The sequence below is a fragment of the Haloglomus litoreum genome (assembly GCF_029338515.1).
Classification (GTDB): domain Archaea; phylum Halobacteriota; class Halobacteria; order Halobacteriales; family Haloarculaceae; genus Haloglomus; species Haloglomus litoreum.
In genome coordinates this window covers 4296727-4316357 of the sequence record NZ_CP119988.1, presented here as the reverse complement: position 1 = coordinate 4316357, position 19631 = coordinate 4296727, and the positions used below count along the sequence as shown (strand labels likewise).

At 70.0% G+C, this 19631-nt stretch carries 15 protein-coding genes; 8 read left to right on the top strand and 7 right to left on the bottom strand.

Going from position 1 to position 19631, the window contains the following annotated elements; all coding sequences use genetic code 11:
* Positions 1–92 precede the first annotated feature (92 nt).
* Positions 93–1106, bottom strand: a complete 1014-nt coding sequence (locus tag P2T62_RS21480) for an agmatinase family protein (RefSeq protein ID WP_276259067.1) — start codon at positions 1104–1106, stop codon at positions 93–95.
* A gap of 147 nt (positions 1107–1253) precedes the next feature.
* On the opposite strand from P2T62_RS21480, the gene P2T62_RS21475 reads away from it, so the two are divergent.
* Together P2T62_RS21475 and ilvA are read left to right on the top strand one after the other, a co-directional pair.
* The gene (locus P2T62_RS21475; RefSeq protein WP_276259066.1) at positions 1254–1631 is read left to right on the top strand and encodes a Rid family detoxifying hydrolase; all 378 of its coding nucleotides are present in this window, start codon (positions 1254–1256) and stop codon (positions 1629–1631) included.
* A complete protein-coding gene (gene ilvA, locus P2T62_RS21470; protein ID WP_276259065.1) occupies positions 1628–2884 on the top strand; it encodes a threonine ammonia-lyase in 1257 nt (418 codons plus the stop codon). The genes P2T62_RS21475 and ilvA overlap by 4 nt, the downstream gene beginning before the upstream one ends.
* A gap of 22 nt (positions 2885–2906) precedes the next feature.
* Here the strand turns inward: ilvA and P2T62_RS21465 are convergent, their stop codons facing one another.
* Genes P2T62_RS21465 through P2T62_RS21455 form a run of 3 tightly spaced genes read right to left on the bottom strand, consistent with a single transcriptional unit; the run spans position 2907 to position 7037 of the window.
* Positions 2907–3920 (bottom strand): LLM class flavin-dependent oxidoreductase, encoded by a 1014-nt coding sequence (locus tag P2T62_RS21465; RefSeq protein ID WP_276259064.1) that lies wholly within the window; start codon positions 3918–3920, stop codon positions 2907–2909.
* A gap of 2 nt (positions 3921–3922) precedes the next feature.
* Positions 3923–5560 carry an ABC transporter ATP-binding protein gene (locus P2T62_RS21460; RefSeq protein WP_276259063.1) on the bottom strand — a complete coding sequence of 546 codons (1638 nt, stop codon included), beginning with the start codon at positions 5558–5560 and terminating at the stop codon, positions 3923–3925.
* A 31-nt stretch (positions 5561–5591) separates the two neighbouring features.
* Positions 5592–7037, bottom strand: coding sequence for an amidohydrolase family protein (locus P2T62_RS21455; RefSeq protein WP_276259062.1), 1446 nt, complete (start codon positions 7035–7037; stop codon positions 5592–5594).
* Positions 7038–7190: 153 nt separating this feature from the next.
* On the opposite strand from P2T62_RS21455, the gene P2T62_RS21450 reads away from it, so the two are divergent.
* Positions 7191–8357 (top strand): BMP family ABC transporter substrate-binding protein, encoded by a 1167-nt coding sequence (locus tag P2T62_RS21450; protein ID WP_276259061.1) that lies wholly within the window; start codon positions 7191–7193, stop codon positions 8355–8357.
* Positions 8358–8634: 277 nt separating this feature from the next.
* Here the strand turns inward: P2T62_RS21450 and P2T62_RS21445 are convergent, their stop codons facing one another.
* The 3 genes from P2T62_RS21445 to P2T62_RS21435 form a co-directional block, all read right to left on the bottom strand.
* Positions 8635–9630: an ABC transporter permease gene (locus tag P2T62_RS21445; RefSeq protein ID WP_276259060.1), complete on the bottom strand. Its 996-nt coding sequence runs from the start codon at positions 9628–9630 to the stop codon at positions 8635–8637.
* Positions 9631–10758, bottom strand: coding sequence for an ABC transporter permease (locus P2T62_RS21440; protein ID WP_276259059.1), 1128 nt, complete (start codon positions 10756–10758; stop codon positions 9631–9633).
* A gap of 181 nt (positions 10759–10939) precedes the next feature.
* Positions 10940–12280, bottom strand: a complete 1341-nt coding sequence (locus tag P2T62_RS21435; RefSeq protein ID WP_276259058.1) for an LLM class flavin-dependent oxidoreductase — start codon at positions 12278–12280, stop codon at positions 10940–10942.
* Between the two features lie 199 nt (positions 12281–12479).
* On the opposite strand from P2T62_RS21435, the gene P2T62_RS21430 reads away from it, so the two are divergent.
* The 5 genes from P2T62_RS21430 to P2T62_RS21410 all read left to right on the top strand — a co-directional run bounded on the left by P2T62_RS21430 (position 12480) and on the right by P2T62_RS21410 (position 19430).
* Positions 12480–13337, top strand: a complete 858-nt coding sequence (locus P2T62_RS21430) for an alpha/beta fold hydrolase (RefSeq protein ID WP_276259057.1) — start codon at positions 12480–12482, stop codon at positions 13335–13337.
* 4 nt (positions 13338–13341) lie between these two features.
* Positions 13342–14187 (top strand): SDR family NAD(P)-dependent oxidoreductase, encoded by an 846-nt coding sequence (locus P2T62_RS21425; RefSeq protein WP_276259056.1) that lies wholly within the window; start codon positions 13342–13344, stop codon positions 14185–14187.
* A gap of 2 nt (positions 14188–14189) precedes the next feature.
* The gene (locus P2T62_RS21420) at positions 14190–14993 is read left to right on the top strand and encodes an SDR family NAD(P)-dependent oxidoreductase (RefSeq protein WP_276259055.1); all 804 of its coding nucleotides are present in this window, start codon (positions 14190–14192) and stop codon (positions 14991–14993) included.
* A 160-nt stretch (positions 14994–15153) separates the two neighbouring features.
* Positions 15154–17265: a hydantoinase/oxoprolinase family protein gene (locus tag P2T62_RS21415; RefSeq protein WP_276259054.1), complete on the top strand. Its 2112-nt coding sequence runs from the start codon at positions 15154–15156 to the stop codon at positions 17263–17265.
* The gene (locus P2T62_RS21410; protein ID WP_276259053.1) at positions 17262–19430 is read left to right on the top strand and encodes a hydantoinase B/oxoprolinase family protein; all 2169 of its coding nucleotides are present in this window, start codon (positions 17262–17264) and stop codon (positions 19428–19430) included. Before P2T62_RS21415 ends, P2T62_RS21410 begins: the two co-directional genes overlap by 4 nt.
* The last annotated feature ends 201 nt before the right edge of the window (positions 19431–19631 follow it).

Sequence of the window (19631 nt, the reverse complement as noted above, 5' to 3'; positions counted from 1 at the left end):
TCCCAGACGGAGATAAATGTTCGCCACGGCGTCGGGATGGACGACCGCCGGGGCCACTCACCCGGTCGGGACGGTCGCCCGTCGGGGGACGCTCACTCGCGCGACCGTCGACACTGCGCCGCGGCCGCGGTTCCGGTTCCGACGGCGTGTGACTCGCCGAGCGCGCTCGCCGCGAGCGCGTCCACGACGGCCCGGACGGCCATCCGGCTCGTCACGCCCGCGGGGTCGAGCTGTGGCGACACCTCGACCACGTCGAGCGCGTCGAGACCGTGACTGGCCACCGCCCCGACGACCTGGAGGAACTCCCGGGAGTAGAGCCCGCCGTTGGTCGGAACGCCCGTCCCGGGGGCGCTCCCGGCGTCGAGCACGTCGATGTCGAGCGTCAGGTAGGTGGCGTCGGCCCCGTCGAACGCCGCCGCGGCGGCCTCGCTGGCGACCGTCGCCGCGCCCCGGCGGGCCACCTCGTCCAGCGAGTAGAGGTTCATCCCCTGGTCGAGCGCCACCTCCAGCTCCTCGCGCGGGTTCGTCGGCGCGCTGAGGCCGACGATGCTCACGCGCTCGGGGTCGAATCCCCCTTCGTCGACGGCGCGAGCGATGGGGCAGCAGTGGTTGTACCGCTCGCCCGCCACCTCGTCGGCGGTGTCGAAGTGGGTGTCGACGAGGACGAGTCCGGGGTCGTCGGCCCGCTCGCCCAGCGCCCGCACCCCGGCGGTCGTGACGCTGTGGTCCCCCCCGACGAGCACCGGCAGCATCGACGCGTCGAGGAGCCGCCCGAGCAGGGCCGCGCCACGGTCCAGGCTCTCGGGCGAGTTCCCCGGAACCGTGGGCACGTCACCGCAGTCGACCATCGTGTAGTGGTCCCGGAGGTCGGTGTCGTACTCGAAGTGGTAGTGGCGGGTCTGCCGGCTGGCCGCACGGACCGCCTGCGGCCCCATGTTCGCGCCGGAGCGGCTGATGCAGGTGCTGTCGAACGGGAACCCGACGACGCCGACGGACGCGTCGGTGGCGGCCATCGCGTCGGCGTCGTACGGGTCGAGCGTCGGCGTCCCCATGAACGAGGCAACTCCGCTGTCGAGGAAGGCGGCGTCGGGCCGTCTATCGTGCATGACACTCGTGGGTCGTGCTACCGTGACAAAAAGCTACCCGCCCCGCGCCGGCGGCCACACTCCACCGTGGCGGGTGGTCAAACACCACGCGCTAGCGTGGCAGCAAGTGACACAACGCTTATTCGGGTGGTCACCGTTGGAGATTGCATGTTCCGCGCAGTCTCCACCAGCGGCGCACCGCCGGAAGAGCAGGCCTACTCCCACGCCACGGTCGCGAACGGGTTCGTGTTCACCGCCGGGCAGATCCCCGTGACGCCCGACGGCACCCCGGTCGAGGGGTCGGTCGCCGAGCAGACCCGGCAGGTGATGGAGAACCTGGGGGCGATCCTGGCGGAGGCTGGGACCGGCTTCGAGCACGTCGTCCGGACGACGGCGTACTTCCGTGACGTCGACGACTTCCCGGCGATGGACGAGGTGTACGCCGAGTACTTCGAGGGCCCGCCCCCCGCCCGCGACGTGGTCGAGGTCCGCGACCTCCCCGAGGGTGCCGCGCTCGAACTGGTGATGGTGGCGACCGAGGGATGACCCGGCCGGCACCCGCCTCGGACGGTGACGGTCCGCGACTCGGCATCGAGGACATCCGCGCGGCCCGGACGCGGCTGGACGGGGCGCCCGACGTGGTCAAGCGGACCCCCGTGGAGTACAGCCGCTCGCTCTCGGAACTGGTCGGTGGGGCGGTCCACCTGAAGATGGAGCACCTCCAGTGGACGGGCTCGTTCAAGCCCCGCGGCGCGTACAACGCCATCGCCCAGCTCGCGGACGAGGATGGGGCCCGTCCGGTCGTCGCCGCGAGCGCCGGCAACCACGCCCAGGGCGTGGCCCTCGCGGGGACGGAACTCGGGGTCGACGTCACCATCGTGATGCCGAAGACAGCACCGCAGACGAAGATCGACGCCACCGCCGGCTACGGAGCCGAGGTGGTGCTCGAGGGACGCGACTTCCGGGGCGCGATGGACCACGCCCGGTCGCTCGTCGATGGGACGGACGCGGCGTTCATCCACGCCTACGACGACCCCGACATCGTCGCCGGCCAGGGGACGCTGGGCCTCGAACTGTACGAGGACTGCCCGACCCTCGACACCGTCGTCGTGCCCATCGGCGGCGGCGGGCTGGTGAGCGGCGTCGCGACGGCCCTGTCACACGTCGCCCCCGATGTCAGGGTCGTCGGCGTGCAGGCCGAGGGCGCCGCGACGGTCCCCGACAGCCTCGACAAGGGGGCACCCCACACGGTCGCGGACGTCGACACGGTCGCCGACGGGATCGCGACCGGCGGCATCTCGGCGCTGACCTACGACCACATCGCCGACCACGTCGACCAGGTCGTCACCGTCACCGATGACGAGATCTCGCGGGCGGTGCTCGTCCTGCTCGAACGGGCGAAGCAGGTGGTCGAGGGGGCCGGCGCGGCCTCCGTCGCCGCCCTCCTCGGCGACGACCTCGACGTGGCCGACGAGACCGTGGTCCCGCTGCTCAGCGGAGGGAACCTCGACATGACGATGCTCCGGACCATCGTGACCCACGCGCTGACCGAGCGCGAGCAGCTCATCCGACTCCGGATCCGCATCGACGACGAACCCGGGAAGATGGAGGAGATTGCGGGGGTCATCGCCGACCACGGGGCGAACATCCGCACCGTCCGCCACGACCGGGAGGTCGAGGACCTGACCATCGGCGAGGCCTATCTCGACTTCCACATCCAGACGAGCGGTCACGAGCAGACCGCCCGCATCGTGACGGGGATGGAGGAACGGGGGTACGCGGTGACCCGGCTGAACTGACCGGCACGGCAGCTCCGTACCGCTACCCGAGCGGCCGCGCGACCGCGTCGGAGAAGACCTCCAGCGTCTCTCGGGGGTCGTGTTCCTCGTTCTCGAAGACGAGCGTGCCGAGGTGGTCCACGCCGGCGTCACGGAGCCGCTCGACGTGGTTCCGGCACTCCTCGGGCGTTCCGGCGACGGCGAACTGCTCGGTCACCGCCCGGGGAACGTGCTCTCGGAGGTCGGCCGCGGAGCGGTCGCCCACGTCGTCGAGAGCCTTGACCGCCGCCGCGTCCGCCTCGTCGATCCCGATGGCCGTCAGCGCGGGCATCGGCGTCTTGTCGACGATGCTGGCGACCAGCGGGTTCACGGCGTCGAGGGCGGCCTCGCGGTCGGACGCGATGGAGAGGAACGCCCAGCAGACCACGTCCAGGTCATCGACCGACCGCCCGGCCTTCTCGGCCCCGTCCGCGATGCGTTCGCGGGCGTAGGCCATCCCCTCGACGCTCGCCAGCCCCGCCCCGGCCAGGACGCCGTCGCCGCGGTACCCCGCCAGCCCGAGGATGCTGGGCCCCCGCCCGGCGATGTAGATGGGGACCTCCGAGACCGGCGTCACGTCCAGCGTCGCGCCGTCGGTGGCGAACTGCGCGCTCTCGATGCCGACGGACTCGCCGGCCAGCAGCGGCCGGATCGTCCGGACCGCGTCCCGGACCGCGCCGATCGGGTCCTCCTGCTCGATGCCGAGCGGGTCGAGCACGATGGGCGAGCCACCGCCGAGACCCAGTTTCGCCCGGCCGCCCGAGAGGTCGTCCACGGTGGCGATTGCGGCCGCCGTCATCGCCGGGTGGCGGGTGTAGGGGTTCGTGACCGCGGTGCCGAGGTCGACCCGGTCGGTCCGGTCGGCGGCCAGCGCGAGCAGCGTGTAGCTGTTGCGGTTGAGCCGCTCGTCGCCGACGAACAGGGTGTCGTACGCGAGGTCGTCCACGACGGCGAGACAGTCCTCGAAGGCGTCGAACGTGACCTCGTTGGCGAGGCTGATGGTGAACTCCATGGACATCGTCACACGTCGCCCCGCTGGCGGGTCTCGCCGCCGCGCTCCCCCTCGGCACCGCGGGTCATGTACGCGCCGACGGTGTCCCGGTCGGCGTCCGCCGCGGTCGTCTCGTATATCAGCTCCCCGTCGTACATGACGACGATGCGGTCGCTGAGTTCGAGCACCTCGTCCAGGTCCTCCGAGAGGAGGAGGATGCCGGTGTTGGCCTGGCGCTGCTCCAGCATCACGGACTGGACGTACTCGATGGCGCCCACGTCCAGCCCGCGGGAGGGCTGGTTCGCGAGGACGAGCCGGGGGTTCCGGCTCAGCTCCCGCCCGATGATGAACTTCTGGAGGTTCCCCCCTGAGAGGTTCCTGGCCTGGACATCCACGTCCGGGACGCGCACGTCGAACTCCTCGACGATGTGCTCGGCGTACTCGCGTGCCGCGCCGTAGTCGAGGCCGACACCGGCGATCCGATCGTAGTCGCTCGACCGGTACGTCTTCATGATGGCGTTCCGCGTCAGGTCCAGCCCCGGTGCGCAGCCGTACTTGTGGCGGTCCTCGGGGATGTAGGCGACCCCGGCCTCGACGAAGGCGCGCGTGTCGCCCGGGTCGAGCGTCGTCTCCCCGACGGTGATGCTGCCGCCGGTCGCGTCGCGGATGCCGGCCACCGCCTCGACGAGTTCGCGCTGCCCGTTCCCGCTGACGCCGGCGATCCCGACGACCTCGCCCTCGTGGACCGTCAGGTCGACGCCGGATACGGCCTCGATCCCGCGGTCGTTCTCGACGCGAAGCGCGTCGGTCCGGAGGACCGGCGCCCCGGGCTGTCGTCGCTCGATGTCGACGTCCAGGAGCACCTCGCGCCCGACCATCATCTCGGCCAGGTCGCTCTCGGAGACCGTGTCCGTCGTGACCGTGTCGACGCGTTGACCGTCGCGCAGGACCGTCACCCGGTCGGTGATGTCGGTCAGCTCGCCGAGCTTGTGCGTGATGATGATGATGGTGAGGCCCTCCGCCCGGAGCCGCTCCAGCGTCTCGAACAGTCGGTCGATCTGCGCGGGCGTCAGCACGGCGGTCGGCTCGTCCAGTACCAGCAACTCGACGTCCCTGTACAGCGCTTTCAGGATCTCGACGCGCTGCTGCTGTCCCACGTCGAGTTGCCACACCTCGCGCGCCGGGTCCACCTCCAGACCGTACCGGGCCGCGAGTTCGGCGACGCGCTCGTCGGTCCGCTCCCGGTCGCGGGTGAACAGCGACCAGAGGGTGGCCAGCGGTCCCTTCGACAGCGGCCCCCCGTCGCTCCCGGCGCTTCCGGCCGGCTCGCGCAGCCCCAGAACGACGTTCTCGGCGACGGTGAGCTTCGGGATGAGCTTGAAGTGCTGGTGGACCATCCCGATGCCGAGCTCGATGGCGTCCTGTGGTGACTCGAGGTCGACCGGTCGCCCGTCGAGGCGGATCTCACCCCCATCGGGGTGGTAGAGCCCGTAGAGGATCTTCATCAGCGTGCTCTTTCCGGCGCCGTTCTCGCCGAGGAGGCCGTGGATCTCCCCCCGCTCGACGGCGAAGTCGATCTGATCGTTCGCCACGACGCCGGGGAACGTCTTGTGGATGTTCCGCATCTCCAGGAACGGAAGGGAGTCCCCTCCGTCAGCAGTTACCATGACTCAGTAACCCGGATGTGCGGGGAAAAAGCTACCGGTGGCCCCTCCCCTCGCCAGCGTCGCTGGCGGCGGGGAGTCCGGCCGTGTCGGCGATCCGGGTCGCCGCCGCCCGCGCCCGGTCGAGCAGGTCCGGCCGTCGGCGCTCCACCCGCGACCGCCCGGCGTCGCGCAGCAGCACCTCGCCGTCGCAGACGACGGTGGTGACGTCTCGCCCGCTCGCCCCGTACACGAGGGTCGTCACCGGGTCCTGCCGGGGGACCAGCCCGGGTCGGTCGCAGTCCACGGCGACGACGTCCGCCGGGGTCCCGGCCTCGAGCGACCCGACGTCGGCCATCCCGACCGCGCGGGCCCCCTCGCGGGTGGCCATGTCCAGCGCCGCCTGCGCCCGGACGCGTCCGGGGTCCTCGTGGGCGCCGTCGTGGACGGTCGCCGCGAACCGGGCGTCCCCGAGCACGTCCACCGTGTCGCTCAGCGACGGGTTGTCGGTCCCCAGCCCGACGGGGACGCCGCGGGCCCGCAGCGTCTCGACCGGTGCGAGTCCCGCTCCGAGCCGCAGGTTCGTGAGCAGGTTGTGGGCGACCCGGGTCCCGGAGCCGGCCAGCAGCCGGGCGTCCCGGTCGTCGACGTGGACACAGTGGCCGAGGAGCGTCTCCGGGCCGAGATAGCCGACGTTGCGGAGGTACTCGACGGCCGAGAGGGTGTCGCCGGCCTGCTGGGCGGTCTCGGCGACGTGCGTCGTGGTCGAGACCCCGTGGTCCACGGCGAGCTGTCGAGCGGCGCGGAGTCCCTCCGGCGAGACCCCCTCGACCACGGCCGGTGCGACCCAGACCGAGAGGCGGCCGTTCGCCCGCCCGTGGTGGGTCTCGATCAGGTCCTCCGCATGGCCGATGGCGTGGGCGGTCTCCTCGACCAGCTCCTCGAGGGGCACGTGCTCGACGCCCGGTTCCCGGGCCGTGACGTCGTCGACGAACGCCTCGAACCCCGCGTCGGGCGGCTCGTCGAGGAACCCCCTCGCGTACGCGACCCGGAGCCCCGACTCGGCGTACGCGTCGAGCTTCGCCTCCGGCTTCCCGTCGTACCAGCCTCCCTCGAGATCGTTGTCGACGAGCGTCGTGATCCCCGCCCGGGTCGCCTCGGCACAGACGAGCCGGGTCGCCAGTGCGTGGTCGTTGGCGTCCATCGCGGCTAAGCCCGGGCTCTTGACGTTGTAGAGCCAGTCGAAGAGGGCGCGGTCGTGCCCCGACCGGCCGCGGAGCAGTACGTCGGCGGTGTGGAGGTGCGCGTCGACGAACCCCGGACAGACGACGTGCCCGGTCGTGTCGATGGTCTGGCGGGGGTCGTGGGCGTCCGCGACGTCGGATCGTGGCCCGACGGCGACGATCCGCCCGTCGTCTATCGCTACCGCCCCGTCGTCGAACACGGTCCGCTCGTCGTCCTGGGTGAGGAGCACCCCGCCGTCGAGGAGGAGATCGACCATGTCTGTCGATTCGAGGGAAGTCCCTTAACTCTATGTCCAATAGATGGCGCCCTCGACTGGACGAACCCCAACGGAACCGAGCCGGAACGCGATAAACCGCCACGATGGATAGAACTAAATAGAGAAAGGCTTATGGTGGGGATAGGTACGACAATGACATACACTCGCAGACAAGCATTAGCGACGATTAGCAGTGCAGGAGCCCTCGGCCTCGCCGGGTGCTTCGAGTCAGGCGGCGCCGACGGTGGCGACGGTGGCGACGGTGGCGACGGTGGTGGTGGGTCTAACAGCCCGACCGACGACGATTCGGGCGCGAGCCCCACCCCGAAGGACACGGTCAAGGCGGCGTACGTGTACGCAGAGCCGCTCTCGGACAGTGGGTTCTACCACCGCCACGAGGTCGGACGGCAGGCCGTGACCGAGAAGTTCGACTGGCTCGAGACCACGAAGGTAGAGGACGTCGCTGCCTCCGAGGCCACCGACGTCTTCAACGACCTCGTCAATCAGGGGTACGACATCATCGAGGGGACGACGTTCGACTACGGACCCGCCTGCGTTCAGGTCGGGAAGGAGAACCCGGACGTCTACCTCGAGTCAGTCCGCGTCTCCCGCGTCGAGGACAGCCCGAAGAACGTCGGCCAGTACGTCGGGAACATCGCGGAGGCGCGCTACCTCTCCGGTGTCGCCGCCGGCATGATGACGGAGACGAACACGCTCGGGTTCGTCGTCGCGTTCCCGATCCCCGTCCTGTACGGCGAGATCAACGCGATGATGCTCGGCGCGAAGTCCGTCAACCCCGACGTGACCATGGAGGTCCGGACGATCAACACCTGGTTCGACCCCACGAAGGAGCAGCAGGCGGCGGAGGCGCTCATCAGCGAGGGCGCCGACGTGCTCGCGGACCACCAGAGCTCCCCCGCCGTGACGCGGACCGCCGCGAACAACGACGTCATGAGCGTCGGGTACGCGGACACACTCGCGGATGTCGGCGGTGAGGAGTACATCACGTCCTGTGTCTGGAACTGGGAGCCGTTCTACGAGGCGACCGCGATGGCGGCGAAGGAAGGACGCCTGATGGACAAGAGTCGATTCGAGTTCCCCGAACAGCGGTTGAACTTCTACGGGCTGGAGAAGGAGGGCATTCTCCTGGACGAGTGGGGCCCGAACGTCCCGCAGGACGTCAAGGACGAGGTCGCCTCGACCGAGGAGGCAGTCATCAGCGGTGAGACGGAGATCTGGGCCGGGACGAAGTGGGAGTCGATGAACAAGTACGAGCGGAACACGACGATGGGGGAGTACATCGACGGCGTCCAGTCCTGATCGCGGCTCCGGCTTTTCTTTCGCACCCGATCCCCGACCAGCGGCCGCCACGTGAGCGGCCGCCACGAACCGCGGACCACAGCCGCCCGTGCTCCGTCCGGATCGACACCAGCCGCGGGACGGGCCCGTCGACGGATGGTCGAGGAGAACTGTCGAGGGACGGTCGACGGGTGGTCGGGGAGAACGGCCGAGGAGAACTGTCGAGGGACGGACGGGAGAGAACTGTCGGCGGACGAGAGACGACGGCCGAGGACCGTCCTCCCGCCTGGCCCTGGTACTACTCCTCTCGGATGTACGGCTGGGTGAGCGCCGCGGGGCCACCCAGGCGCTCGCGGACCTCGCCACGCGAGGCGAGCCAGAGGATGAGGATCGTCGCGAGGTAGGGGTACATGAGCATCACCGTCGGGTCCATCAGGAAGCTCAGGACGGGGCCGCTCCCGAGGTCGAGCCCCTGTGACTGGACCTGGAAGGCGTCCAGTCCGGCGAAGACGAAGGCGATGAGCAGCGCCCGGAACGGGCGCCAGCGCGCGACGAGCACCAGCGCGACCGCGATCCACCCGCGGCCGGCGACGATGTTGTTCACCCAGAGCTCCGAGAACACCAGCGAGAGGTGGGCCCCCGCGAGGCCGGCGAGTGCCCCGCCGAACAGCGTCGCCGCGTAGCGGAGTTTGAACACGGGCACCCCGACCGTGTCGGCGGTCGCGGGGTCCTCGCCCACGGCCGTCAGCTCCAGTCCGAGGTTGGTCCGGTAGAGGAAGTACCAGACCGTGGGAACCAGCAACAGCGCGAGGTAGTCCGTCGGCGCCGCCCGGAAGAACGCCTCGCCGATGATGGGGACCTGGACGAGGTACTCGCCGACGAGGGGCACCATCACCTCGTTCGCCCCATCGATGGCCTCCCCGTTGCGCGAGCTCCCGAAGTACGTCGTCACGGCGATTCCGAGCAGCGTGATCATCAGGCCGCTGATGACCTGGTCGGACTTCAGCGAGATACAGAGGAACGCGTGTAGGCCGGCGACGGCCATCCCGACGAGTATCGCCGCCCCGAATCCGAGGTAGAGGTTCCCCGTCGCGGTCGCCGCGACGAACCCCGATAGCGCGCCGAACAGCATCATGCCCTCGAGCCCCAGGTTGAGGACGCCCGCCTTCTGGGCGACGATCTCGCCCAGCGCGGCGAGGATCAGTACCGTCGAGGCGGCGACGGTCACGTCCACGAGGCCGCTGACGAACTCGATCGAGAGTCCCGACTGGAGTGGGAGTGGGGGGGAGAGCATCTACGCTCCACCCCCGGTGGCGAACAGCTGTCGGATGGAGCTCCCGACCGATTCACCATCCACCTTCACGTCGATGCGGTAGCTGCGGATGAACTCCGCGGCGATGAGGAAGAGGATCACGAGTGCCTCGATCACGTCCGAGATCGCCGCGGGGATGCCCATGCTCACCCCGAGACTCGAGCCGCCGACGAACAGGACGGCGAAGAACAGTCCGGCGAGCATCGTCTGGAACGCGCCGCGCCGCCCCAGGAGGGCGATGGGGATGGCCGTCCAGCCGTAGCCCGGGCTCCAGTGCGAGCCCAGCTGTCCCTGGTTGCCGGCGATCTCGACCATGCCGGCGAGCCCGGCGAACGCGGCACCGAGCGGCAGGATGAGCAGGCTCTTCCGGAAGGCGTTCACGCCCGCCTGCCGGGCGGCGTCCGGGTTCGACCCGAGGAGGACGAACTCGTACCCGGTCCGGGTCACGTTCAGGAGGAGGTAGACGAAGACCGTCGCCGCGACGGCCAGCAGGATGCCGATGTTGACGTCCGTCCCCGCGAACTCGAGCAGCACCGCGGCGTCCGGAATCTGGTCCGAGCGGGGGTACGCGCCGATGCCGCCCTGCATCGGCCCGTTGATGAGGAACTCGTTGACCTGGATGGCCACGAACACGAGCATGAGGGTCGTCAGGATCTCGTTGACCTCCCACTTCGCGGCCATGTAGGCGGGGACGACCGCCCAGACCGCGCCGCCGGCGAAGCCGGCGACGAAGATGGCCGGCAGCAGCAGGGCCCCGGGGATGTTGGCGTTCAGGGCGACCCAGACGGCCACGATGCCGCCGAGGTAGATCTGCCCCTCGGCACCGATGTTCTCGATGCCGGCCTTCAGCGGCAGGTAGACCGCGAGCCCGGCGAGGATGAGCGGTGCCGCCCGGTTGAGGGTTCGCGTGAGCTGGAACGGGGTGCTCACGGTGTCGATGAGCATGCGGTCGTACGCCACGAGGGGGTTCACGTCGATGGCCCAGAGGGCCACCGCCCCGACAGCCAGGGCCGCGACGACGGTGAACACCTGCGCCCCGACGGCCAACACCGTCGGGACCTGCTGTCTCGGCGTGAGTTCGACGTCGACATCCATGTCTTGCTGACTCATGGTGTCGAGTGGACCGACTTAACTATTGGTGCCGAGGACGCGGCCGGCCCCCCTGCAGCGGGGGTGGCTGCCAGGCGGTGGGTGATCGTCGTCGCTCACCTGAGGGGGGTTGACCGCGCAGGACGGTGGGTGGGAGGGGTGTCTTAGCGGTCGGTGCGGTCTCGCGGGTCGGGGCGCCGGTTCACGGGCTGGGGAACTCCTCCTCGAGGTAGGGGGCGACCTCCTCGGCGAACACGCGCAGCTGGCGGTCGGCCTCCTCGCCCGGGAGCCCCGGCACCTCGAAGTAGCCGAGCAGGTTCAGGCCCGTGAACCCGACCGTCTCGCAGATGTCGGCGATCTCGTCGGCGATCTGGTCGCTGTCGCCGACGACCGCGATGGACTTCTTCTCCAGCATCTCGAAGTCCGCGCGGACGTGCTGGTCCTCGTCGAGGCCCTGGCGTTCGCGCAGCGTCTCGATTTCGTCGTCCGAGAGGTCGAGCAGCAGCTCCGCGCTGTAGGAGGCTGCGAGGTGGTCCCAGATGGCCTCGGAGCCGAGCTTGAACTGCTCGAACGCCTCCTCGTCGGCGACCTCGGTGTTGAACACCAGCCGGTAGAACCCGAGTCCGCGCTGGCGGCGCTCGTCCCAGCCGTAGGCGAACGGCTCGCCGTCGTACTCCGGACGGCGGTCGGGCCAACCGGCCGCCTCGGCGGCGTCGTAGTAGTCGTCCACGACGGGCTTGATGCGCGAGCGGGGCCCGAGCGTGATGACGCCGTTGACGCCGTTGGACGCGGACCACTTCGTCGAGCGCGGCGAGACGACCGGCATCCAGATCTGTGGGTACGGCTCCTGCACCGGCTGCGGGAACACCGGTATCTGCTGGACCTTCGAGTTGGTCGACAGCAGGATGCGCGTGTTGTTGGCGGAGTACATGTCGCCGGACTCGTCCCAGTCCATCACGTCCTCGACGTCGTACTCGGAGACGTCGTCATCGAGGTAGGCGTGGTCCTGGGTGTGGTGGTGCTTGGTGTAGTTCGGGGGGACGTGGTGGAAGTGGCCGTTGTGCGAGACGAGGTCCTCCGTCCACGCCTTCAGCATGATCTCGTACTTCTCCTCGAACACCTGGCGGTTCTTCTCGTCGTCCATGCAGGTCCCGCCCCAGTACATGCCGCCCAGCACCTCTGCCTCGCGGGGCTGGTAGCCCCGCCCGATACCGATCTCCGCCCGCCCGTCGCTGTAGACATCGAGCATGGCCGCCTGCTCGGCCAGCCGGACGGGGTCGTGCCAGGGGAGGATGTTCCCCATCTGACAGAGCTTGATGTCGTCCGTCTGTGCCGCGACGGCCATCTGTGCGTTCAGGGGGTTCGTGCTCATCTCCGCGCCGGCGAGCTCGAAGTGATGCTCCGTGAAGAACGCCCGATCGAGGCCGACCTCGTCGGCGACGACGCCGTGGCGGATCTGGTCTTTGACCACCTGCTGCTGGTGCCGGTGGAGCTCCTCGACGGTACAGTCGGGCACAACGACGTTGTTCTCCGCCCGTTTCATCGGGGCGTTAGTACTGCCGTTATGGAAGATACCGAGGTCCATTCCGTGTAACGCGTCCGCATACGCAGAGTTAAGTCTTCCCCCGGTACGCCGGGACGGGCCGGCGGGCCGCGCCGGGCGATCGGGGGTGTTGCCGGGCGGCGCGTCCCGGCCGGTCCGGCGGTGGGATTAAGGCGGAGTGGGGGAGTTCCCCAAGCACATGGTCACGAACGCGACCGCTGCGGCCGGAGCGAGCTACGAGACCGCCACCGTCTCGGTGAACGGTGTCCGCACCCACTACGTCGAGGCCGGGCGCGAACACGACCGAACGCTGCTGCTCGTCCACTCGGGCGAGTTCGGAGCCGCCGCGGCGTTCAGTTGGGAGCACGCCATCGAGCGGCTGGCCGAGCACTACCACGTGCTCGCGCCGGACCTGATCGGGTACGGGCACACGGAGAAGCTGTTCAGCTTCGAGGACCAGTTCGACCTGCGCGTCTCCCACGTCGGCGACTTCCTCGAGACGCTCTGCGTCGAGGAGGCGTACGCCGTGGGGAACTCGCTCGGCGGCGGCGACCTCCTGAGCGTGCTGAGCGAGGACGCGCCGCTGGAGTGGCCGGTGACGAAGGCGGTGTCGGTCAGCGGCGGCGGCGGTCCACCGGAGGGGTTCCGCGACATCCTCACCGAGTTCGAGGGCTCCCGCGAGGGGATGGCCGACATCCTCGACGTGCTCTACCACCGGGACTGGTGGGACGAGGCGTACCTCGACCGGCGCGTCGAGATGGCACGGGTCCCCGGCCAGTGGCAGAACACGGCGGCCATCCGGTTCGACGCCCCGTTCGAGCAGGACCGGACCTTCCGCCGGTCGAACGACTACGCGAACATCGACGTCCCGACGATGGTGATCGCTGGCGCGGAGGACGTCCTCAAGTCCGTCGAGACGATGCGTGAGGTCCACGACGGCGTGGCGGCGGGGGCGGCCCCGACCCGGTTCGAGGTCGTCGAGGACGTGGGTCACTGCGCCCAGACCGAGCGCCCCGACCGGTTCGTCGACCTCGTACTGGAGTTCTTCGAGGGGTGAGCGCATGGAGGATCTCCTCGCGGATCGGACCGCGGTCGTCACCGGGGGCGCCAGCGGCATCGGTCGGGGGGCCGCCCTGGCGCTGGCGTCGCAGGGCGCCGACGTGGTCGTCGCCGACCTGGTTCCGGGCCCCGACGACGCCCCGGCGACGGCCGACCTGGTGGCCGACGAGACGGGCGCTCGCACGGCGTTCGTCGAGTGCGACGTGCGCGACCCGGATGCGTGCGAGCGAGCCGTCGCCCGGGCCGACGCGTTCGGCGGCGTCGACGTCCTGGTGAACAGCGCCGGCGTGTTCGAGCAGGCCACCGACTTCTACACGGCGGACGAGGCCGACTTCGACGCCGTCTTCGACGTGAACGTCAAGGGGCCGTACTTCACCACGCAGGCGGCCGCCCGGCGGATGCGCGAGGGCGCCGGTGGCAGCATCATCAACGTCTCCAGCCTCAACGGGCTCCTCGGGAACGGCAAGTCCGTCACCTACAGCGCGTCGAAGGGGGCGGTGAAGCTCCTGACCTACGCGGGGGCCCACCGCCTGGGCCCCGACGGCATCCGCGTGAACGCGATCCACCCCGGGGCCGTCGAGACGCCGATGACGAGCGTCGTCCCCGAGGGGGCGATGGCGTCGTTCGTCGAGTCGGTGCCGCTCGGCAGGGTCGGGGAGCCGTCGGACGTGGCCGGAGCGGTCGTCTTCCTCGCGAGCGACTGGGCCGCCTACGTCTCGGGCGCGTCGCTGGTCGTCGACGGTGGGTACGCGAACACGGGGGGCATCACCGAGTCGCCGCCCGCGAGCGCCGGGGACGCCGGGTCCGGCGGGAGCGCCGCCGACCACGCGACGCACGAAGATTCATAACGATGGAACGGGACTCACTGGCACGGATGGTTGCCTACGACTTCAGCGATAGCGTCGTCGTCGTCACCGGTGGCGCTCGTGGAATCGGTCGCAGTCACGCACTCGCGTTCGCGGACGCCGGCGCCGACGTGGCCCTGTTCGACGTCCGCGAGGACCTCTCGGCGTCGGTCGTCGAGGAGATCGAGGACCGGGGCAGTCGAGGGATCGCGGTCCCGTGCGACGTGCGCGACGAGGCGGCAGTCGAGGCCGCCGTCGAGACGACGGTCGGCGAACTCGGCCGCATCGACGTCCTCGTGAACAACGCCGGACTCGACCGGATGGGTCGGCTCACCGACCTGGACGAGGACGAGTGGGACCTCGTCCACGAGGTGAACCTGAAGGGGACCTGGCTGGTCGCGAAGCACGTCGCCCGACATATGATGGACCGGGGCGATGGCGCCATCATCAACACCTCGTCGTTCTTCGGCCACACGACGATCCCGGGGCTGGGAGCGTACAGCGCCTCGAAGTTCGGTGTGCGGTCGCTCACGCGGACGCTCTCGCTGGAACTGGCCCCCCACGACATCAGGGTCAACGCCGTGAGCCCGATCGGCGTCCGGACCGAGGCTGTCGACGAGCGGCCGGACGACTCCGAGAGCTTCCTCGCCGACGGCGTCGCCCACGCCGGGCACTACAACGAACTCGACCCCGGGGAGCGCATCGAACCGGCCGACGTCACCGCGGCCGTGATCTGGCTGGCGAGCGACGCCGCCCGGTTCGTCACCGGCGTCGCCATCCCCATCGACGCCGGGGGGCTGGCGGCGTGAGCGTCCCGAGCGCCACCCGTCACCTCGCCGGCCCGCCATCAGGGGGGCCGTCCCGACCACAGGATTATTACCGGGGACGGCGAGGTGGCTGTTGTATGTCAACTGGTATCGTGGCTGTACGGCCGTCGTCGGACCGGCATCGGCCGGCGGGGGTGGCGCAGTGACCTACCGCGTGGGGACGGACATCGGTGGCACCTGCACCGATTCGGCCGTGATGGACGACGACGGGCGTGTCTACATCGGCAAGGCGCTGACGAGCTACCCCGACTTCTCGGAGGGGATCTTCGCCTCCCTCCGCGACGCGACGTCGGGGATGGACGTCGACCTCGACGGGCTGGTCCGGGAGACGGAGCTGTTCCTGCACGCGACGAGCGTCGGCGAGAACGCCCTGTTCGAGCGCGACGGGGCGGAGACCGCGCTGTTGACCACGAGCGGGTTCGAGGGAACGCTCCACGCGACCCGGGGCGGCTACGGTCGCTACTCCGGGCTGCCGTTCGAGGTGGCGAAGGACGCCATCCGCTCGGACAAGGTCGACCCGCTCATCCCCGACGACCGAATCGCGGGGATCGACGAGCGCGTCTTCCGCACGGAGACGGTCGCCGACCTCGACGAGGCGGCGGTCCTCGAGGCCGTGGAGACGTTCGTCGAGGGCGGGGTCGAGGCGGTGGCGGCCTGCTTCCTCTGGTCGTTCGCCGAACCGTCCCACGAGCGGCGGGTGCAGGAACTCCTGGCGGAGCGGTACCCCGAGCTCTACGTCTCGGTCTCCCACGAGGTCTCCCCCACCCCGGGCGAGTACGAGCGGACCTCGACGACCGTGCTCAACTCCTACCTCGGGCCGGCGACGGAGACGTACCTGACGAACCTGGAGGCGGCGCTCGACGACCTCGGGTTCGAGGGCAGCCTCCTGCTGATGTTCTCGCACGGCGGCCTCGTGACGGGCGCGGACGCCGTCGAGCGGCCGGTCGGCCTGATCGAGTCGGGGCCGGTCGGCGGCCTCCTCGGCAGCCGGTTCGTCGCCGACCGGCGCGGGGAGTCGAACGTCATCTCGACGGACATGGGCGGAACGACGTTCAAGGTCGGCGTCATCAGCGACGGCCGGCTGGAGTACGCCGAGGAGCCGATGGTCGGCCGCCACCACTACCAGTTCCCCAAGCGCGACATCCACTCCATCGCCGTCGCGGGCGGGAGCGTCGTCTCGCTCGACCCGGACACGAACGTCCCGCAGGTCGGCCCCGAGAGCGCCGGCTCCGACCCCGGCCCCGTCTGCTACGGCAACGGCGGCGAGCGCGTCACGGTCACGGACGTCGATCTCGTCCAGGGGTACTTCCAGCCGGACTACTTCCTCGGCGGCGACGAGGAGATGTCTCCCGAGGCGGCCCGCGAGGCGTTCGAGGCGCAGATCGCCGAGCCGCTCGGGAAGGACGTCCACCAGGCGGCCGCCGACATCTACCAGCTGACCACCTCGATGATCACCGACCTCATCCGGGAGACGACCGTGGAGAAGGGGATCGACCCCAGGCGGTTCACGCTCTCGTCCATCGGCGGGGCGGCGGGAATGCACGCGGCCTCCTACGCCCGTGCCCTCGACATCCCCGAGGTGCTCGTTCCCTACACCGCATCGGTCAACAGCGCGCTGGGGCTGCTCTCGACCGACGTCACTCACGAGTTCTCGACGGTGGAGACGCTGCACCCACCGTTCGACCCCGACGACATCAACGCGGCCTTCGAGGACCTCACGACGACCGCCGAGGAGAAACTCGCCGACGAGGGGTTCGCGCCGGAGGAGACGACCATCGAGCGGAACGTGAACCTGCGGTACCAGCGCCAGGTCCACGAACTCCTCACGCCCGTCGAGACGGACGGGCCGCTGGACGAGGCCGACGTCGAGGCCCTCGTCGACCGGTTCGAGCGGCTGTACGAGGACCGCTACGGCGAGGGATCGGCGTTCAAGGAGGGGGGAATCGAGATCACCGGCTTCAGGGTCCGCGGTATCGGGCCACTGGAGACGCCCGCCCTCTACGAGCGCGACCTGGCCGGCACGGACCCCAGCGACGCCCGCGTCGGCTACGAGCAGATGCACTTCGCCGCGGCCGACGGTCTCGTGGAGGCGCCGCTGTACGACTTCGAGACGCTCGCTCCCGGGAACGTCGTGGCCGGGCCGGCCGTCGTCCTGACGCCGGTGACGACCATCGTCGTCAACCCGGGCGACGAGGCGCGGCTCGACCGCTACCGGAACGTTCGCATCGACATCGAGACCGGAGGTGCCGCATGAGCTCGTCCGAGGACATCGACCTCTCGCTGGAGGGGATCGACCCCGTCACGTTCCAGATCATCAAGCACCGATTCATCCGCGTGACCGACGAGGCCGTCGAGGCGCTCAAGCGCGTCTCCGGGTCGCCGATCACCAACGAGGGCCACGACCTGATGGTGGCACTGTACACGCGCGAGGGCGACCTGCTCACGGGCGGTGCGGGCTTCCTGCATCATTACCTGGGGGCCTCACGGGCGACCAAACACATCATCGAGCGCTTCGAGGGCGACATCGGCGAGGGTGACGTCTTCCTGCTGAACGACTCGTACACGGCGGCGTTCCACCCGCCGGACGTGTACATCATCAAGCCGATCTTCTTCGAGGGCGAGCTGGTCGCGTTCGCGGCCAACTTCGTCCACGTGGCGGACATCGGCGCCGTCGACGCCGGCGGGTTCTCCCCCAACTCCACGTCCGTGTTCCACGAGGGGTTCCAGACGCCGGGGCTGAAACTCATCGAGGGGGGCGAGATGCGCGACGACGTGCTGGACACCATCCTCAACATGAGCCGGGACCCGGGGATGGTCGAACTCGACCTGCGTTCGCAGATCGCGGCGAACAACGTCGCCGAGGACCGGCTCCAGGGTCTCATGGCCGAGTACGGTGCCGAGACCGTCGACGCGGTCGGCGAGGAGCTCATCCGACAGTCGGAACTCAAGCTCCGCCGGCGCCTCCTCGACCTCCCCGACGGGCGCTGGGAGGCCCGTCAGTACCTCGACTCCCACCCGGAGGACAAGCTGTACACCATCCGGTGTGCGCTGGAGAAGTCGGGCGACTCGATGACGTTCGACTTCGCCGGCACGGACGAGCAGAGCCAGTACGGCTTCAACTGCACGTACACCGCGACCGTCGGGGGGGCGTTCGCCCCGCTGTTCCCGATGCTGTGCTGGGACATCCACTGGAACGACGGCATCGTCCGGGCTGTCGACATCGAGGCCCCGTCGGGGACGCTCGTCAACGCCGAGCGGCCGGCCCCCATCTCCATCGCGACGGTGGCCACGCTCCAGTCGGTGAACGCGCTCTCGACGCTGGTCACATCGAAGATGGTCGGGTCCAGCCCCGAGTACCGCGACCGGGCGACCGGCGTCTGGCACGGCGCCCACGGCGGCTACATCGTCGAGGTCGAGACCGAGGACGGCGGGATGGTCGATGTCATCACGGACACGTTCGCGGGCGCCGGCGGCGGGCGGGAGTTCGCCGACGGGGTCGATCTGGGCGGCGAGCTGCCCAACATCGTCTCGCGGTGGGGGAACGTCGAGCGCCACGAGGCGACGCTCCCGCTGCTGTACCTCTACCGCCGCACCGTCGCCGACTCCGGTGGCGCGGGCAAGCACCGTGGCGGCCTCGGCCACGAGTACGCCGTGACGCCGATGCCCGGTGACGACGTCGAGTCCATCGAGGCCGTCACGTTCGGCCGCGGGACGGAACTCCCCCAGTCGTTCGGCGTCTTCGGCGGCTATCCGGGGACGACCATCGACTACACCGTCTATCGGGAGGGCCTCGGCCGGGCCGACGACTACCCGCCCGACGACGAGGCGGTGCGCGAGGCGCCGGCGTACGACGCGACGTGGGGCGTCCACGAACTCCACGAGGGCGATGTGTTCTACTCGCGGCTCCCCGGAAGCGGCGGTTACGGCGACCCGCTGGAGCGCGACCCCGACGCCGTGGCGGCCGACGTTGCGTCCGGTGCCGTCACGCCGGCGGTCGCACGCGAGGTCCACGGGGTGCCCGTCGCGCCCGACGGCAGCGTCGAGGGCGACGTCGAGGCGCAGCGGGCGGCCATCCGCGAGGCACGGCTGGAGGGGGTCGACGGGTTCGAGTCGCCGGTCGACGCGGCCACGTGCGAACCGACCGAGCTCCGGCTCGGTGAGGCGCTCGCGGTCGTCGCGGCCGGCGATGACCACTACGTCGCCTGCGACCGATGCGGGACGGTCCTCTCGGCGATGGACGAGGGCTGGAAGGACGCCGTGGCGGTCCGGGCCCGGCCGGTCGCCGACGCCGGGCAGTACCACGCGTCCGACGACGCGTTCCGGCTCCGGGAGTTCGCCTGCCCGGCGTGTGCCACCCTCCTGGACACGGAGGTCGCCCGGGAGGAGGACCCGTTCCTCCGCCAGCGGCTCTCGCTCTGAGGCGGCGCCCCGGTCCATCGCGGTTCCCCGTCCGTGAGCATCCCAAACACTTATTCTGGTACTGGTCAAGGCATGACGTGCTACACCATGACGAGAGCGAGCAGGCCACCGGTCGGGGAGACCCGGCTGGCCCATTCCGAGCGACGCGTCGAGGGTTCCGGACCGACCACCACGCCGACGAGCGATCAGCGGGTTGCCGTC